The organism is Erythrobacter sp. SG61-1L (genome assembly GCF_001305965.1).
Classification (GTDB): Bacteria; Pseudomonadota; Alphaproteobacteria; order Sphingomonadales; family Sphingomonadaceae; genus Andeanibacterium.
On record NZ_JXQC01000003.1, the window covers coordinates 1,041,570 to 1,055,618 of the forward strand.

The 14,049-nt window shown below is 60.8% G+C and carries 14 protein-coding genes and 1 tRNA gene; 2 read left to right on the plus strand and 13 right to left on the minus strand.

The window, feature by feature from the left end; translation table 11 throughout:
• Positions 1-15 precede the first annotated feature (15 nt).
• Complete coding sequence (gene hflX, locus SZ64_RS05355) at positions 16-1,305, plus strand: GTPase HflX (protein WP_082384446.1); 1,290 nt, start codon at positions 16-18, stop codon at positions 1,303-1,305.
• Between the two features lie 17 nt (positions 1,306-1,322).
• On the opposite strand, the gene mazG is transcribed toward hflX, so the two are convergent.
• The 10 genes from mazG to SZ64_RS05405 form a co-directional block, all read right to left on the minus strand.
• Complete coding sequence (gene mazG, locus SZ64_RS05360) at positions 1,323-2,078, minus strand: nucleoside triphosphate pyrophosphohydrolase (protein ID WP_054529873.1); 756 nt, start codon at positions 2,076-2,078, stop codon at positions 1,323-1,325.
• Between the two features lie 257 nt (positions 2,079-2,335).
• The gene (locus tag SZ64_RS05365) at positions 2,336-3,103 is read right to left on the minus strand and encodes an MBL fold metallo-hydrolase (RefSeq protein ID WP_054529874.1); all 768 of its coding nucleotides are present in this window, start codon (positions 3,101-3,103) and stop codon (positions 2,336-2,338) included.
• The gene (locus tag SZ64_RS05370) at positions 3,100-3,876 is read right to left on the minus strand and encodes a TatD family hydrolase (protein WP_054529875.1); all 777 of its coding nucleotides are present in this window, start codon (positions 3,874-3,876) and stop codon (positions 3,100-3,102) included. Before SZ64_RS05370 ends, SZ64_RS05365 begins: the two co-directional genes overlap by 4 nt.
• Positions 3,876-5,426 (minus strand): methionine--tRNA ligase, encoded by a 1,551-nt coding sequence (metG, locus tag SZ64_RS05375; protein WP_054529876.1) that lies wholly within the window; start codon positions 5,424-5,426, stop codon positions 3,876-3,878. The genes SZ64_RS05370 and metG overlap by 1 nt, the downstream gene beginning before the upstream one ends.
• The gene (locus SZ64_RS05380) at positions 5,419-6,381 is read right to left on the minus strand and encodes a hypothetical protein (RefSeq protein ID WP_054529877.1); all 963 of its coding nucleotides are present in this window, start codon (positions 6,379-6,381) and stop codon (positions 5,419-5,421) included. Before SZ64_RS05380 ends, metG begins: the two co-directional genes overlap by 8 nt.
• Complete coding sequence (gene tmk, locus SZ64_RS05385; RefSeq protein WP_054529878.1) at positions 6,378-7,016, minus strand: dTMP kinase; 639 nt, start codon at positions 7,014-7,016, stop codon at positions 6,378-6,380. Before tmk ends, SZ64_RS05380 begins: the two co-directional genes overlap by 4 nt.
• The gene (locus SZ64_RS05390) at positions 7,013-8,170 is read right to left on the minus strand and encodes a D-alanyl-D-alanine carboxypeptidase family protein (protein WP_241772988.1); all 1,158 of its coding nucleotides are present in this window, start codon (positions 8,168-8,170) and stop codon (positions 7,013-7,015) included. The genes tmk and SZ64_RS05390 overlap by 4 nt, the downstream gene beginning before the upstream one ends.
• Positions 8,171-8,200: 30 nt before the next feature.
• The gene (locus tag SZ64_RS05395; RefSeq protein WP_082384447.1) at positions 8,201-9,229 is read right to left on the minus strand and encodes an SPOR domain-containing protein; all 1,029 of its coding nucleotides are present in this window, start codon (positions 9,227-9,229) and stop codon (positions 8,201-8,203) included.
• Complete coding sequence (locus SZ64_RS05400; protein WP_193391511.1) at positions 9,213-10,289, minus strand: lytic murein transglycosylase; 1,077 nt, start codon at positions 10,287-10,289, stop codon at positions 9,213-9,215. Before SZ64_RS05400 ends, SZ64_RS05395 begins: the two co-directional genes overlap by 17 nt.
• Before the next feature lie 76 nt (positions 10,290-10,365).
• Positions 10,366-11,220 (minus strand): hypothetical protein, encoded by an 855-nt coding sequence (locus SZ64_RS05405; protein ID WP_054529881.1) that lies wholly within the window; start codon positions 11,218-11,220, stop codon positions 10,366-10,368.
• Positions 11,221-11,425: 205 nt separating this feature from the next.
• On the opposite strand from SZ64_RS05405, the gene SZ64_RS05410 reads away from it, so the two are divergent.
• Positions 11,426-11,515, plus strand: a tRNA-Ser gene (locus SZ64_RS05410).
• 11 nt (positions 11,516-11,526) lie between these two features.
• Here SZ64_RS05410 and SZ64_RS05415 read toward each other — a convergent pair.
• Genes SZ64_RS05415 through lpdA form a run of 3 tightly spaced genes read right to left on the minus strand, consistent with a single transcriptional unit; the run spans position 11,527 to position 14,048 of the window.
• On the minus strand, positions 11,527-12,069 hold the full coding sequence (locus tag SZ64_RS05415; protein ID WP_054532104.1) for a flavin reductase family protein: 543 nt from the start codon (positions 12,067-12,069) through the stop codon (positions 11,527-11,529).
• A gap of 12 nt (positions 12,070-12,081) precedes the next feature.
• Positions 12,082-12,609, minus strand: coding sequence for a hypothetical protein (locus tag SZ64_RS05420; RefSeq protein WP_156313538.1), 528 nt, complete (start codon positions 12,607-12,609; stop codon positions 12,082-12,084).
• A 26-nt stretch (positions 12,610-12,635) separates the two neighbouring features.
• Positions 12,636-14,048, minus strand: coding sequence for a dihydrolipoyl dehydrogenase (gene lpdA, locus SZ64_RS05425; protein WP_054529883.1), 1,413 nt, complete (start codon positions 14,046-14,048; stop codon positions 12,636-12,638).
• Between the last annotated feature and the right edge of the window lies 1 nt (position 14,049).

Consider the following 14,049-nt stretch of genomic DNA (forward strand, 5'->3'; position numbering starts at 1 on the left):
GAACTTGCCGGCGAGGTGACGCGCGGTGCGCGCGCCATCGTTGTGTGCCCGGACATCCGCGGACAACGTCGAAGCGAGGAACCGGAGGCCCGGCTTGAAGAAGCCAAGGGCCTCGCCCTCGCGATCGGCATTGTCGTCGCGGAAGCCTTTATCGTGCCTATTCGCGACGTGCGCGCGGCCACCCTGTTCGGCGAGGGCCAGATCGAGCGCATAGCTACGGCTTGCACGCTGGAAGAGGCCGAACTCGTCATTGTCGACGGCGCGCTCAGTGCGATCCAGCAGCGCAATCTTGAGGAAAAGCTCAAGCGCAAGGTGATCGACCGCACCGGGCTGATCCTGGAAATCTTCGGCGAACGCGCGGCAACTGCCGAAGGGCGGCTTCAGGTCGAACTGGCGCATCTCGATTATCAACAGAGCCGGCTTGTCCGCAGTTGGACTCACCTTGAACGCCAGCGGGGCGGCTTCGGCTTCCTTGGCGGCCCGGGTGAAACCCAGATCGAGGCCGACAGGCGCATGATCCGCACCCGCATGGGCCGGCTGCGCAAGGAACTCGATCAGGTCCGAAAGACCCGCGCGCTCCACCGCGAACGGCGCGGCAAGGCACCCTGGCCGGTGATCGCGCTGGTGGGGTATACAAACGCAGGAAAATCCACGCTTTTCAATCGGGTAACCGGCGCAGATGTGATGGCGGAAGATCTCCTTTTCGCCACGCTGGACCCGACGATGCGCGCAATCCGCCTGCCGGGGGTCGAAAAGGCAATCCTGTCGGACACGGTGGGGTTCATTTCCGACCTGCCGACCCAGCTTGTCGCGGCCTTTCGTGCGACGCTGGAGGAAGTAACGGCCGCGGACATCATCGTGCATGTGCGCGACATGGCCAACCCCGCAAATGGCACGCAGAAAACCCAAGTGCTCGAAATTCTCGCCGATCTTGGTGTGATCGACGGGGAAGGGGGCGAGAGCCGGATTTCCATCGTCGAAGCATGGAACAAGTGGGATTTGCTGGACGACGAACGCCGCAAGGAGCTCGGCGAAGTGGCCCAGGGTGAAGAGCGTATCGTGCCGATCTCGGCTGCAACCGGCCTGGGGTTGGAAACACTGTTTGAATTGCTCGGCAAGCAACTGACAGAAAACGCAAAAACCTACGAGTTTGTGTTGCCTGTCAGCGATGGCCAACGCCTCGCGTGGCTACACGCACACGGCGAGGTTCTGGCCGAGCAACAGGTCGAGACGGAGGAGGGGGCTCGCATGCGGATGATGGTGCGGCTCACCCCAAAGGAATTCGGGCGCTATTCGTCACTTTGAGCGGCCTTCTCCTGCCGTCAGGTGCCTTTGTGCGCCCGCTCAGCCGCTTTCACCCGCTGCCAGAGCTCTTCCTGCGTTTCAAGGTCCAACTCTTTGAATTTACCTGAAGAAAGCTCTTCCATTGCGCGAAATCTACGCTCGAACTTGTCGTTCGTGGCACGAAGGGCTTCTTCCGGCGCGATGCCATAGGCACGAACCAGATTGACGGCGGCGAACAGGACGTCGCCCGCTTCCTCAAGCTGGGATTCCGCGTCTGCCTCGCGCAATTCCGCCATTTCTTCAATCAGCTTGGCTGTCGGCCCCTCGGTGTCGGGCCAATCAAAACCCACCCGCGCAGCCCGCTTCTGCAATTTTTCTGCCCGCAACAACGCCGGCAAAGCCCGCGCAACGCCGTCCATCGCGCTTGTCGCTCCAGCAGCATCGCGTTCCTGTTCCTTGAGGGACTCCCAGCCGGGAGAATTTCCTTCGCCGAAAACATGCGGGTGGCGGGCCTCCATCTTCTCAGAGATCGACCGTGCGACATCCTCGAAGGTGAAATGACCGGCTTCCTCAGCCATACGTGCATGGAAGACAACCTGAAGCAAAAGGTCTCCCAATTCGCCGCGCAATTCCGCCATATCATTACGTTCGATTGCGTCCGCGACTTCGTAGGCTTCTTCGATCGTATAAGGAGCAATTGTCCGGAAATTCTGGGCTATGTCCCATTCGCAACCATTCTGCGGGTCGCGCAGGCGGGCCATGATACGGAGGAGGCGGTTCAATTGCTCGGACATGGCTCTCTACGCAAGAACGATAATAAGTATTATGTTAAATCAACATCAGGCCGAAGTAGGGATTTCGCCCTCATTTTGGCCTCATCCGTCATACACCGATCCATGTGATGATGGCCGCCATCGAACTGAAAATTGCGGCCCAGGTCAACGCCATAACCAAGCTCTTGCTCCAACCAAGTCGCAGGCCGGAATATGCACTGACCGCGAGTACCAACCATGCAAGCAAAGCGACGACCGATACCCAACTGCCGTACATCCTAGGCCTCCAGAACCATTCCGTCATAACCGACGAGTACGCCCGGCGGTACTTCGGACTGGAGCATGCGGTAATCCATGCTCTTGTCCAGATGCGTCAGGATTGTCGTTCCCGCACGGCAGGCGTTGCTCAGTTCAATAGCCATGGCAAGATGCGCGTGGGTTGGATGAGGCTCGCGGCGCAGGCAGTCGCTCACCAAGATGTCCACGTCCATGAACAGCTCTACCATTGGCGCAGTAATAGCACTATAATCAGTGGCATACCCAATGGACTTGCCATCGCACTCAAACCGATATGCTGTCGTCTCAGTCGGCCCATGTGGCATCTGGCACCAGCGCAGGCCAAAGCCGGCATGGCATTTCAACCGGTCCAGAACTTCCAGTTCCACGATGGTGGGATAACCGTATTGTCCGGCAAAGACATAACCGAAGCGCTGTCGCAGGCGATGCACGGTTTCCGTCGAGGCAAAGCCTGCAATTGGTCCGCCACGGCCATAACGCATGACCCGCAGGTCATCGATTCCGTGGCAATGGTCCGCGTGATCATGCGTCCAGAAGACGCCGTCGATCCGATCGATGCCGTTTGTCAGCAATTGCTGCCGCAAATCGGTCGAGGTATCCACCAGCAAGCGGTTTCCAGCGTCGTTTTCGATGAGGATCGAAACGCGTGTACGCCGGTTGCGTGGTTCCGACGGGTCGCAATCACCCCAATCATTGCCAATGCGCGGAACGCCCGTGGACGTTCCCGAACCGAGAAGCAGAACCTTCACGCCGCAGCCTTCTGGAACAAAGCATGAAAGTTGCGTGTGGTATATTCTGCCAGCTTCTCAACAGGTTCGGAGCGCAAACCGGCAACAAATGCTGCCGTATCCGCCACGAATGCCGGTTCGCAAGGCCGCCCGCGATGCGGAACGGGCGCCAGGAACGGGCTGTCAGTTTCGACAAGCAGGCGCTCCTGCGGGATCCATGCGGCGACTTCCTGTAGATCTTTGGCGTTCTTGAACGTCACGATTCCTGAAATCGAAATGCTCAGCCCCAGATCGAGAACGATCCGAGCGAAATCGGCCGAAGCAGTGAAGCAGTGGATCAGGGCCGGAAACGCGCCCTTCCCCATTTCCTCGCGCAGGATAGCGGCCGTATCTTCTTCCGCGTCACGCGTGTGGATGATCAGGGGAAGTCCGGTTTCCCGTGCTACGCCGATATGAACGCGAAACAGATCCTGCTGAACCTCTCGGTCGGATTTGTCATAATAATAGTCCAGCCCGGTTTCGCCAATGCCGATCACCTTGGGGTGTTCGGTCGCCGCAAGCAGAACAGCCGCCCCCAGATCGGCGTGACCATCCGCCTCATGGGGGTGAATGCCGACACTGGCCCAGACGTCTGGCTCGCGCGCGGCAGTGCCGACCACTCTATCCCATTCGCTCTGGCGGGTGGAGATGTTGAGAAAGCCGTGCACGCCAGCGGCACGTGCCCTTTCGAGCACGGACTGCTGTTCTTCCACCAGCCCCTTATATTCCAGGTGGCAGTGGCTATCGATCAGCATCAGGCGCCCTCCTCCACCGGCATTTCAAGCCGGGGGAAGGCCGGAGTGGGATTGTCGACGCGGATTTCACCCAATGCAGGATCGGAACTCAGTGCCGCAAAGGTCCGCGCCTCGGCCGGAACGCCAAGTGCGTCCAGGATTTTTGCGGAAGCTGCGGGTGTCACAGGCGAAACAGCGACGGCAAGATCGCGAATGCATCCGCACAGGGTTGCCAGTACGCGCTCCATCCGCTCAGGATCGGTCTTACGCAAGGCCCAAGGGGCCTGTTCGTCGATATAGGCGTTACAGGAGTAGACTGCCTGCATCCATGCTTCCAGCCCGGCTGTGAATGCCAGCTTGCCGAAGGCCTCCGGAAGATCGACGGCGCAGGCCGAATTGACCTTTGCCCGCAATTCCGCATCGGCATCCGCAACCGGGGCTACCGCGGTGAACACGCCGCCACAATTCTTGGCTATGAAGCTCATCACGCGCTGCGCCAGATTACCGAAGCTGTTTGCTAGTTCAGCATTTGCCCGAGTTACAATAGCTTCCGTAGAATAGCTACCATCCTGCCCGAAGGTAACTTCGCGCAGCAGGAAGTAGCGCAAGGTATCGACCCCGTAGCGCTCGGCCAGTTCCATAGGATCTGTTACATTGCCAAGCGACTTCGATTCCTTCTGCCCGCGATTGAGCAGGAAACCGTGCGCAAAAACCTGATGAGGCACGGCAATGCCCGCGCTGATCAGGAAGGCAGGCCAATAGACCGCATGGAAGCGGACAATGTCCTTGCCGATCAGGTGGACATTGGCAGGCCAGAACTTGCGGAATTCCTCCGTATCGTCCGGATAGCCAACCCCGGTGATGTAATTGGTGAGGGCGTCAACCCACACATACATCACATGGTCTTCATTCCTCGGCACCTTCACGCCCCAGTCAAAGCTGGTGCGGCTGACGGAAAGATCGCGCAGGCCACCTTCCACAAAGCGCATCACTTCGTTGCGGCGGCTTTCAGGCTGAATGAACTCCGGATTGTCGCGATAGAGCTGCAGCAGCGGCTCTTGATACTTCGACAAGCGGAAGAACCAGCTCTCCTCAACCGTCCACTCGACCGGCGTGTGCTGCGGCGAGAGCTTTTCGCCCCCTTCTCCTTCGACCAGCTCGCTCTCGTCGTAATAGGCTTCGTCGCGGACCGAGTACCAGCCTTCGTAGCGATCCAGATAGAGATCGCCACTGGCTTCCATCGCTTGCCAGATCGCCTGGCTGGCGCGGTGGTGGGCATCCTCCGTCGTGCGGATGAAGCGATCGTAGGAAACGTTAAGGCCATCGCACATCGCGCGGAACAGGCCGGACATCTCGCTCGCGAGTTCGAGCGGGGTCTTGCCTAGATCGCGCGCCTTCTGCGCCATCTTCAACCCGTGTTCGTCCGTCCCCGTCTGAAAGCGCACTTCGCGCCCCATCAGGCGCTGGAAACGCGCAGCGACATCGGCCGCGATCGCTTCGTAAGCGTGGCCGATATGTGGCGGGCCATTGGGATAGGAAATTGCGGTTGTGATGTAATAGGGTTCAGCCATGGGCCGGTTCCCTAGGCTGTGCTGCACCTGCGAGCAAGCTGCCGATTTCCATCACTAGCAATGCCGGATCGAAATTATAGGTCGGCGCCTGAGCCGAGAGCCGGTTCAGCTCTCCATGCGCATTCACGATGGCGGGAATGCGAGCCCGCAAGGCCATGCGCATTTCCTGTGCGATCACGGCACGTGCAAGGTCAATGGCAGCCGCTTGGCGTTCACGTGACGGGCGCTGGCCAATTGCATCGGCCAGTTTCCCGCGCAATTCGAAGCCATCGTCTCCCTGCGCGAGGATTTGCTGCATCAGCCGATGCATTGGAGCCAGATCGTGGGACAGGAATTCCAACGCCGCACCCGGTGAACCAGCGGATGCACTCGCGGCGAGGGCCCGAGCCGCAAGTTCCGCTGTCGGTGCTTCCCGCGCGAGGTAGGCCTCAACTTCCTCGGCCCTGGCCTCCCCAAAGCGGAGCACGCGGCAGCGGGAACGGATCGTCGGCAAGAGCCGTCCCGGGCGATGCGTGACGAGCAGGAAAAACGTTCCCTGCGGCGGTTCCTCAAGGCTCTTGAGCAGGGCATTGGCGCCACCCTTCTCGAGATCATCCGCCGGGGAGATGATTACTGCGCGGCGGCTGCCCAGAGTTGGGCGTGTCACGAGCCGGTGCTGCATTTCGCGAATCTGATCGATCGAGATATTTCGCTTGGCCTGCCACTCCTTGCCTTCGGCCTTTTTCTTTTCCTCTTCGGCATTGGCAGGCAGGTGTTCGAGCACGAGTATGTCTGGATGATCGCCCTTGGGCTGAGGCACTCCGGCTTCGGCCACAAGTTCCCGGGCAGCGGCCATTGCGAAGTCAAGCTTGCCGATGCCACGCTTGCCGGCAAGCATCCACGCGTGATGCAAGCGCGGGCCGGCCAGTGCCGCATGCCATGCCCGCCAGGGTTCGTCATGGCCGGAATGCCTCACGCCCGCTCCTCCAGCAGGGGAGAGAGTGCGGACATGATACGGGCATGGATTTCCCCGGGAATGCCTTCTCCGTCGATCCTCGCGAAGCGTTCGGGATTCTCCTCCGCGAAACGTGAGAAGGCGGCCGCCACACGCGCGTGATAAGCCGCATCGCGCCCGCCGATAGCGTCGGAGCCGTCAGCGTCACGCATGGCGAGGCGTTCGGCCGTGCGTTGGGGGGGAACTTCAACCAGCAAGGTGAGGTCAGGTAAAAGGCCCTCGCTTCCCACACGGTGCAGATCGAGGATGTCGCTTTCCGACAGCCCCCCGCCTCCGCCTTGATAGGCGCGACTGGAATCGATGAAACGGTCGCAAATGACCCATTGACCAGCCTCGATTGCCGGGCGGATCAGTCTTTCGACATGATCGGATCGGCCTGCCGCAAACAGCAGTGCCTCGGCGCGCGGGTTCCATCCGCTGCCGGGAGGATCGAGCAGAAGGGCGCGGATTGCCTCCGCGCCTGCTGTGCCGCCCGGTTCACGTGTTAGGACAACCGAAATTCCGCGCGCCTCCAGTGCTTCGGCCAAGAGCCGGGCCTGAGTGGACTTGCCCACCCCTTCCCCGCCTTCCAGCGCAATGAATCGCCCTATGCTCACGAAAGCCAGCCTAGCACGGCATTGACCACGCGCTGCCATGGATTGGCCTTTTCCACTGCTGTGGCTGCCTGCAACGGCACACGATAGGGCTCCATCCCCTCAATGCGCACTTCAAGCTCCGCCACGTTCTGACCGGCGGCAATCGGTGCGACGAGCGGGCCACGATAATGCAAGGAAAGCTCGATCTTTGGCCGTTCGCCAGAAGGCAGATCAGCGATTACGGGACTTGCAGTTTGCAATGGCACGGAGTCCGTTGAACCGTCCTGAACCAAGGCCGTGCCGATAGTGGTATCGGCAGGAAATATCTTGTGCGGCTCGAATGCGGCATAGCCCCATTCGACATAATTCCGGGCGATCCGCGCCCGCTCTTCCTCGCTGTCGGTTCCCGCAACCACCAGAAGCAGGCGCCTGCCATCGCGTGCCGCGCTCCCCAGGAAGTTGTAGCCTGCTTCGCGGGTGTAGCCGGTCTTGATCCCGTCCGCCCCACGAACGATGCCCACCATGGGATCATGGTTGGACTGGGCAATGCCGTTGTAGCTGAACCCGCTCTTGCCGAAATAGCGCGCATAAAGCTGCGGATGCCGGGTAATCATCGCTTTGCCCAACAGGGCCAAATCATGCGCGGAAACGAAGGTCGCCCCCTCGTCCGGCCAGCCATTGGGCGTGCCGAAATGGCTGTCATCCATTCCCAGACGCGCGGCCGTCTGGTTCATCAGCGCGACCCATTTCTCGACTGAGCCCGCAGCTCCTTCAGCCAGCAGAACCGCGCCATCATTGGCCGAGACAGTGGTGATGCCACGGATCAGCGTATCGACACTGACCTTGTCCCCTGCCTTGAGGAACAGGGTCGAGCCTGTTCCGGACCATTTCGCAGCGAGCAGGGGTGAAACGGTGAAAGTCTGGCCTGCCTTCAGCCTTCCATCGTCAAGCATCTCGAATGCGAGATAGGCGCTCATCACTTTGGTGACAGAGGCCGGCAGAAAGCGCCGGTCGTCCTCGCGCCGATGCAGCACCTGCCCGGAACCGAGATCGACAAGCAGTGCAATGGGCGCTTCGGCTTCATTGGGCGGTGCCGGGTCGGCATGGAGCGACCCTGGCATGGCGGCCAATGCCGCACCCAGCCCCAACAAGCCGATCCTGCGCGTAAACTTCAAGCTCGCTCCCGCCCCATTTGCGGTGGAAGCTTAGCCTCCCTGACCGCCCGAATAGATTCGAGCGTCGCTATAACCCGCAGCCTTCACCTTGGCGAGCGAGGCCTCTGCCGCATTGCGCGAGGCAAACGGACCGGTGCGGACCCGGTAAAGCGAACCGGTTTTGCTCACATCCCCGCCGATTGCACTAGCGACCTTATCCGCCCGTTCCCTTGTCGAGAAAGCACCGGCCTGGACGACGAAGGAACCCGCCACAGGCTTGGCGGAAGCTTTCGCTTCCGGCTTGGGGCCGGCGGCCACTGCCGGCTCGGACTTGCGCTCCACCGGCGTGGGCTGCTTCGTAGCGATCGGGGCAGGCATCGGCGCCGTGGCCACAGGCTGCGAAGGCGCTTCCGGCGCGGCTGCGATTGCCGCCGGCCCAGTGACTTGTGCCGGAGCTGCTTCCGCTTGCTGAAGCGCGGCCATTGCATCCTTTGGCAATGCCACCGACGCTGCCGGGCCGCCGTTCGGCAGCTTGAGCTTAAGAACCTCTACGAGCGACATCGGCGTATCCATCCGCTCCGGCGCACGGCTTCCGGCGCGCAGAGCCGCTCGTTCCGGTTCCTGCGGGTTCACGCGCCGCACGCGCACAGGCGTATTACGCGAAATGCCGAGCTGTTCGGCCGCCCCTGGCGACAGAGCAATCACGTCATGTGTTTCAAGCGGACCGCGCCGCTCGATGCGGACAAGGATCGTTCGGCCGGTTTCCAGCGAAGTCACCTCGACATAGCTCGGCAACGGCAGGATATGGTTCGAAGCTGTGATTGTATCGCCACCGGAATTTTCCACCGATGCGTAACCTACTTCGTCGTAATTCCAGATGTCGGTAGGGGTATAGGTGACGCCGTCCACCGTATAAGGCAATCCGACGGTCACCGGGTAGTCGGCCGCCGGGCCGTTGGCTACAGGCTTTGCAGCCACATCCGGCCGTGCCCCGCCACTCGTAGCTGCGCAACCCGCCAGAGCGGCAATCGCGCTCAGTGAGGCGAGCCCGAAGGCAATGGTCTTATTTGGCAATCTCATCAGCAAGCAGCCCGACACTCATGGCATAGTAGTTCGAGCAGTTATATTCGAGGATAACCCTATAATTCCCGGTTAAGAGCCAGGATTTCGTCCCCGGCCCATCGGGCTGGAACACGCTTGCCATCACATCGTCCCCGATGGGAGCGAGTGGAGTGACGCCCAGTTGCTTCCATTCACGCACGGTTTTCCATTGGCTGTGCCGCTCATGCACGCGCGGGCAGACAGGTGCATTGAGTTCGCCCTTATAGGCATCGACATTGAAGCCGGGCGGCAATTGCGCAGCTACGCCCCAGGGCTGGCCGGGCCGCCATCCGGCATCGCGGAAATAATTCGCGATGGAATAAAGCGTGTCTGTGCGGCTGTTCCAGATGTCCTTGCGGCCATCCCCATCCCCATCCACCGCGAGGCGCAAATAGACGCTTGGCAGGAATTGCGGATTGCCGAAGGCCCCGGCCCAGCTTCCCTTCAGCGTATCACGCGAGACTCCGCTATCCGCGATCTTGAGCAGATCGACAAATTCGGCCGCGAACAATTCACGCCGCCGGCCTTCCCATGCGAGTGTGGCAAGCGAACGCGAAAGGTCGAAATCGCCCTTATACCCGCCATAATTCGTTTCATGGCCCCAGATGGCGATCACGATCTGGGCGGGAACGCCATATTGCTGTTCCACCCGACGCACCGTGTCGGCCGCAGCCGCAAATACGCGCTGGCCGCCGGCGATCCTGTTCCGGTCGACATGAGTGGCGATATAGGGAGCAAGGGGAGAAAAGCCGCTCCCCGGAGGGCCTGCCGGCTGTGCACGATCCAGCGAGACGACGCGACTGTTGGGTGTCAGCCCCGAAGTCATCGACGCGATAGTTGCTTCGCTGACGCCTTCGGCCCTCGCCCGGGCAGCCAGAAGCTGGAGGTAGGCAGGGAAGGACAGCCCATCGACTGTCGTTTCCGCAGTGCCGTATCCGGCAGGCAAAGGCTGGACAACTTCCTGAGCGACGGCACCAGTCAACGGCGCGCACAGGCCCAGAAACGACGACAGGGTAAGAATATGGCTACGCAGGCTCATATCCTTACCCTGTCACAAAGCTTGGTCCCTTAGAAGCCCCGCCGATACGGGACGTTGGGATTTTCAGTCAGTTGGCTCAGTTGGCTTGCGGCGGCCCGGGAGGGTTGCTCCAGTCCACCGGCTTGAAGCCGCAATTCACCTCGGTGCCGCAATTGGTGACGGTGTGAACGTAGCGGATCTTGCCGTTTTCGATTCGGAACAGGTGGCTGTCAGGACGGGCCTTTTCCCCGAACTTGAGGAACACGCTGACGGTGCCGAGCGCTTCATCCACCACATATTCGCGCGAGGCGAGCTTCACGCCTGAAGGCACGCCGACATTGCAAGTGTCGTCCGCCTGACCACGGCCGGTGTAGATGCCGCCTTCAAGGCGCGCGCAGGGCGTGCCCCAGGGAACCTGCACGTTCTTGTCATTGAACAGGTCGAGATAGGCATTGGCGGCCGCGATCAACTCCTGCCGAGTGTTGCGCTGGCCTTCGGGAATCACCGACCAGTTTTCTGTCGATGCGTATTTCAGCGTGTTGGCCGCGTTGAACAGCCAGTCGCCCTCATCAGTGGCAATGTTGTTGATTGTGCCAACGCCGCCCTGCCAGCCGCGATTGATCTGCGTGGCCATGACATAGGGATGTTCCGGATCGGTCATCACCGTTTCGATGAAGACCTTGCACGCCGTGGTGTCGAGCACCTTGAGCGACCAGTCGACCTTGCGCGGCTTGGTGAACAGAGCGGACAGGGTGCCAAGCTTGAAGTTCTCGCGATAATCGACCCATTCGCCCATTTCCATTTCGAACGGGCTGCCCTTCTCCAGAGCGTTGATCCAGCTCTGCGCTGTCTCGTCCAACTGTTCGCGAGTGCAAGCGCTCTGAGCCATGGCGGGGGTAGCCATCGTGAGGGCCGTGAATCCGGCGATCGCTGCAAAAATTTGGCGTTTCATCCCAGTCTCTCCATTCAGTCCGCTGCCGCAGCACGTCAGGCCAGTCGCGGATCTAGAAATTGTCTCCCGAACGGCGCAATTGCGCTCGTTGATTTTGCCTAATGCCATCGGGCTGCAGAGTCACGGGGCAACAGGAGGAAATCGCTCCTGTTTAAGGGAAAGGCCGGTGACAAGCAGCGCAAAGGGCGCTAGCCGCATGGCCGACGGAAGAGTGGCCGAGCGGTTGAAGGCACCGGTCTTGAAAACCGGCAAGGGTGCAAGCCCTTCGTGGGTTCGAATCCCACCTCTTCCGCCAGGTTCCCGCGATCAGACCCCGGGCGGGATCTTTGCCCGCATCATTTCCCGGCGGTCGAGCACTTCGCCATCCGCGATGAATGTCCCGTCACCAACAGCGTGGACCATTCGCTTTTCCTGCCTTGTGGAATCGTGCCATGCGGCCAGGCCATCCAGCACCACGATCCCGTGACGCTCGATGATTTCCACCACCCGGCATTCCACATTGGCAAGGCATTCGGCGATCAGCGGCGCCTTCACCTTGCTGGCCTGAAGCCGCGTCAGGCCGAAGCTTGCGAATTTGTCCGTATCGGTCCCGGAACACATGCCGATGCCCACTGCGGTGTCGATCATGTCGACAGTGGGAATGGCCAGAACGCATTCGCCAGTGTCGCGCAAGGCTTCCCATGAGTGATTCCACGGGCCAGTGGTGATCGCGAAACGGGGAGAGAAATCCATCACCATGGTCCAGGTGATGGTCATCACATTATCCCGTTGCCCGTCATTAGTGGTGACCAGCACCACCGGGCCGGGTTCGATCAGCGTGAAGGCCTTGCTGAGCGGCAGAGGTTCCATGCCGCCCATCGCCTATTTCTTCGTGTAGCTGTTCTGGAGCGTAAGCCCGTCGGGCTGGGCGAGGCGAGCGGCCGCTGCGGCCTTGAGCGCCTTGTAATCAGCGAAGCTGCAATCCCCGTCATTCACGTGAACATTCGGGATCGAAGCGACCGCGGAGTCGCAGCTCGCCTCATATTCCTCCAACTTGCCGCGACCGGTCTTGAGGAAGCGATAATAGGGCTCGCCCAGAATTCCTGCCGTATCCACCGTCTGCGACTGGATGAGATACCAGTCACCCGAAATACGATCGAACCGAATCTGGCGCTTCCCGATGACAAGGCCGTCCTTGTCGACCGAGGCGTATTCGAAAAAGCCCGCCGCACTGCCTTTGGCAATCGTGACATCGCTTGCCTCGTCACCCCCTTGCGTGACCGTCGAGTATTTGCCGACGATGGATGGGGGCGCATCCGCCTCGGCCACAGGGATGAGGGGCTCCGTCGATTTCCAGCAGGCACCGAGCAGGACCATCAGAGATAGTGCAGTGAGATTACGGTAACGCATGGAAGTCAGCCCCCTGTTCCTGCAGATCAGATATGCAGCGCCCTGCCATAAGCGGCCAGCACGCTTTCATGCATGGATTCGCTGATGGTGGGATGCGGGAAGATCGTGTTCATCAGCTCGGCCTCCGTGGTTTCGAGCGTCTTGCCCACGACATAGCCCTGGATCATCTCGGTCACTTCCGCACCGACCATATGGGCGCCCAGCAATTCGCCGGTCTTGGCGTCGAACACCGTCTTCACGAAACCTTCCGGCTCGCCCAGCGCGATGGCCTTGCCGTTGCCGATGAAGGGGAACATGCCGACCTTTACGGTGTAGCCCGCTTCCTTGGCCTTCGCCTCGGTCATGCCCACACTGGCGATCTGCGGGTGGCAATAGGTGCAGCCCGGAATGTTGTTGCGATCCAGCGGGTGCGGGTGAACGTCCTTGTTACCCAGTTCCTTCGCGATGGCTTCGGCGGCGGTAACGCCTTCATGGCTGGCCTTGTGCGCCAGCCACGGGCCGGGCACGCAATCGCCAATGGCCCACAGGCCCTTCACGCCGGTGCGGCCATAGCGATCGATCTGGATGAAGCCGCGATCGAGCTTCACGCCCAGCTTGTCCAGGCCGATATTCTCGGTGTTGGGCTGGATACCGATGGCCACGATCACATGGCTGAACTGCCCATCCGTGACCTTGCCGTCCTTACCCTTGATCTTGGCGGAGACGCCCTTGTCGGAAACCTTGAGCTCTTCCAGCACGGCACCGGTCAGGATGTTCATGCCCTGCTTGGTCAGTGCCTTCTGCAGGAAGGCAGAGACGTCTGCATCTTCTACCGGCACGACCCGGTCGAGCATTTCGACCACGGTCACGTCCACGCCCATATCGTTATAGAAGCTGGCGAATTCGATGCCGATGGCGCCGCTGCCGATTACCAGCAGCTTGCCGGGCATTTCGGGCGGGGTCATCGCATGGCGATAGGTCCACACGCGCTTGCCGTCAGCCGGGGCGAAAGGCAGGTCGCGAGCGCGGGCGCCAGTGGCGACGATGATGTGCTTGGCGGTGAGCGTTTCGGTGCCCTTCTCGCCCGCCACTTCCAGCGTGTTCGGCCCCTTCAGCGTACCGGTGCCCATGTGGACCGAAATCTTGTTCTTCTTCATCAGGTGCGTCACGCCCTGATTGAGCTGCTTGGCCACGCCGCGCGAACGCTTGACGATGGCCTCCAGATCGGCGGTGATTTCCTTGGCTGCCAGCCCGTAATCCTTGGCGTGCTGCATGTAGTGGTAGATTTCAGCCGAGCGCAGCAGAGCCTTGGTGGGAATGCAGCCCCAGTTGAGGCAGATGCCGCCCAGCAATTCGCGTTCCACAATGGCTGTCTTCAGGCCAAGCTGCGCACAGCGGATCGCCGCGACATAGCCGCCGGGGCCGGAACCGAGAACGATGACGTCGTAGGCTTCTGCCACT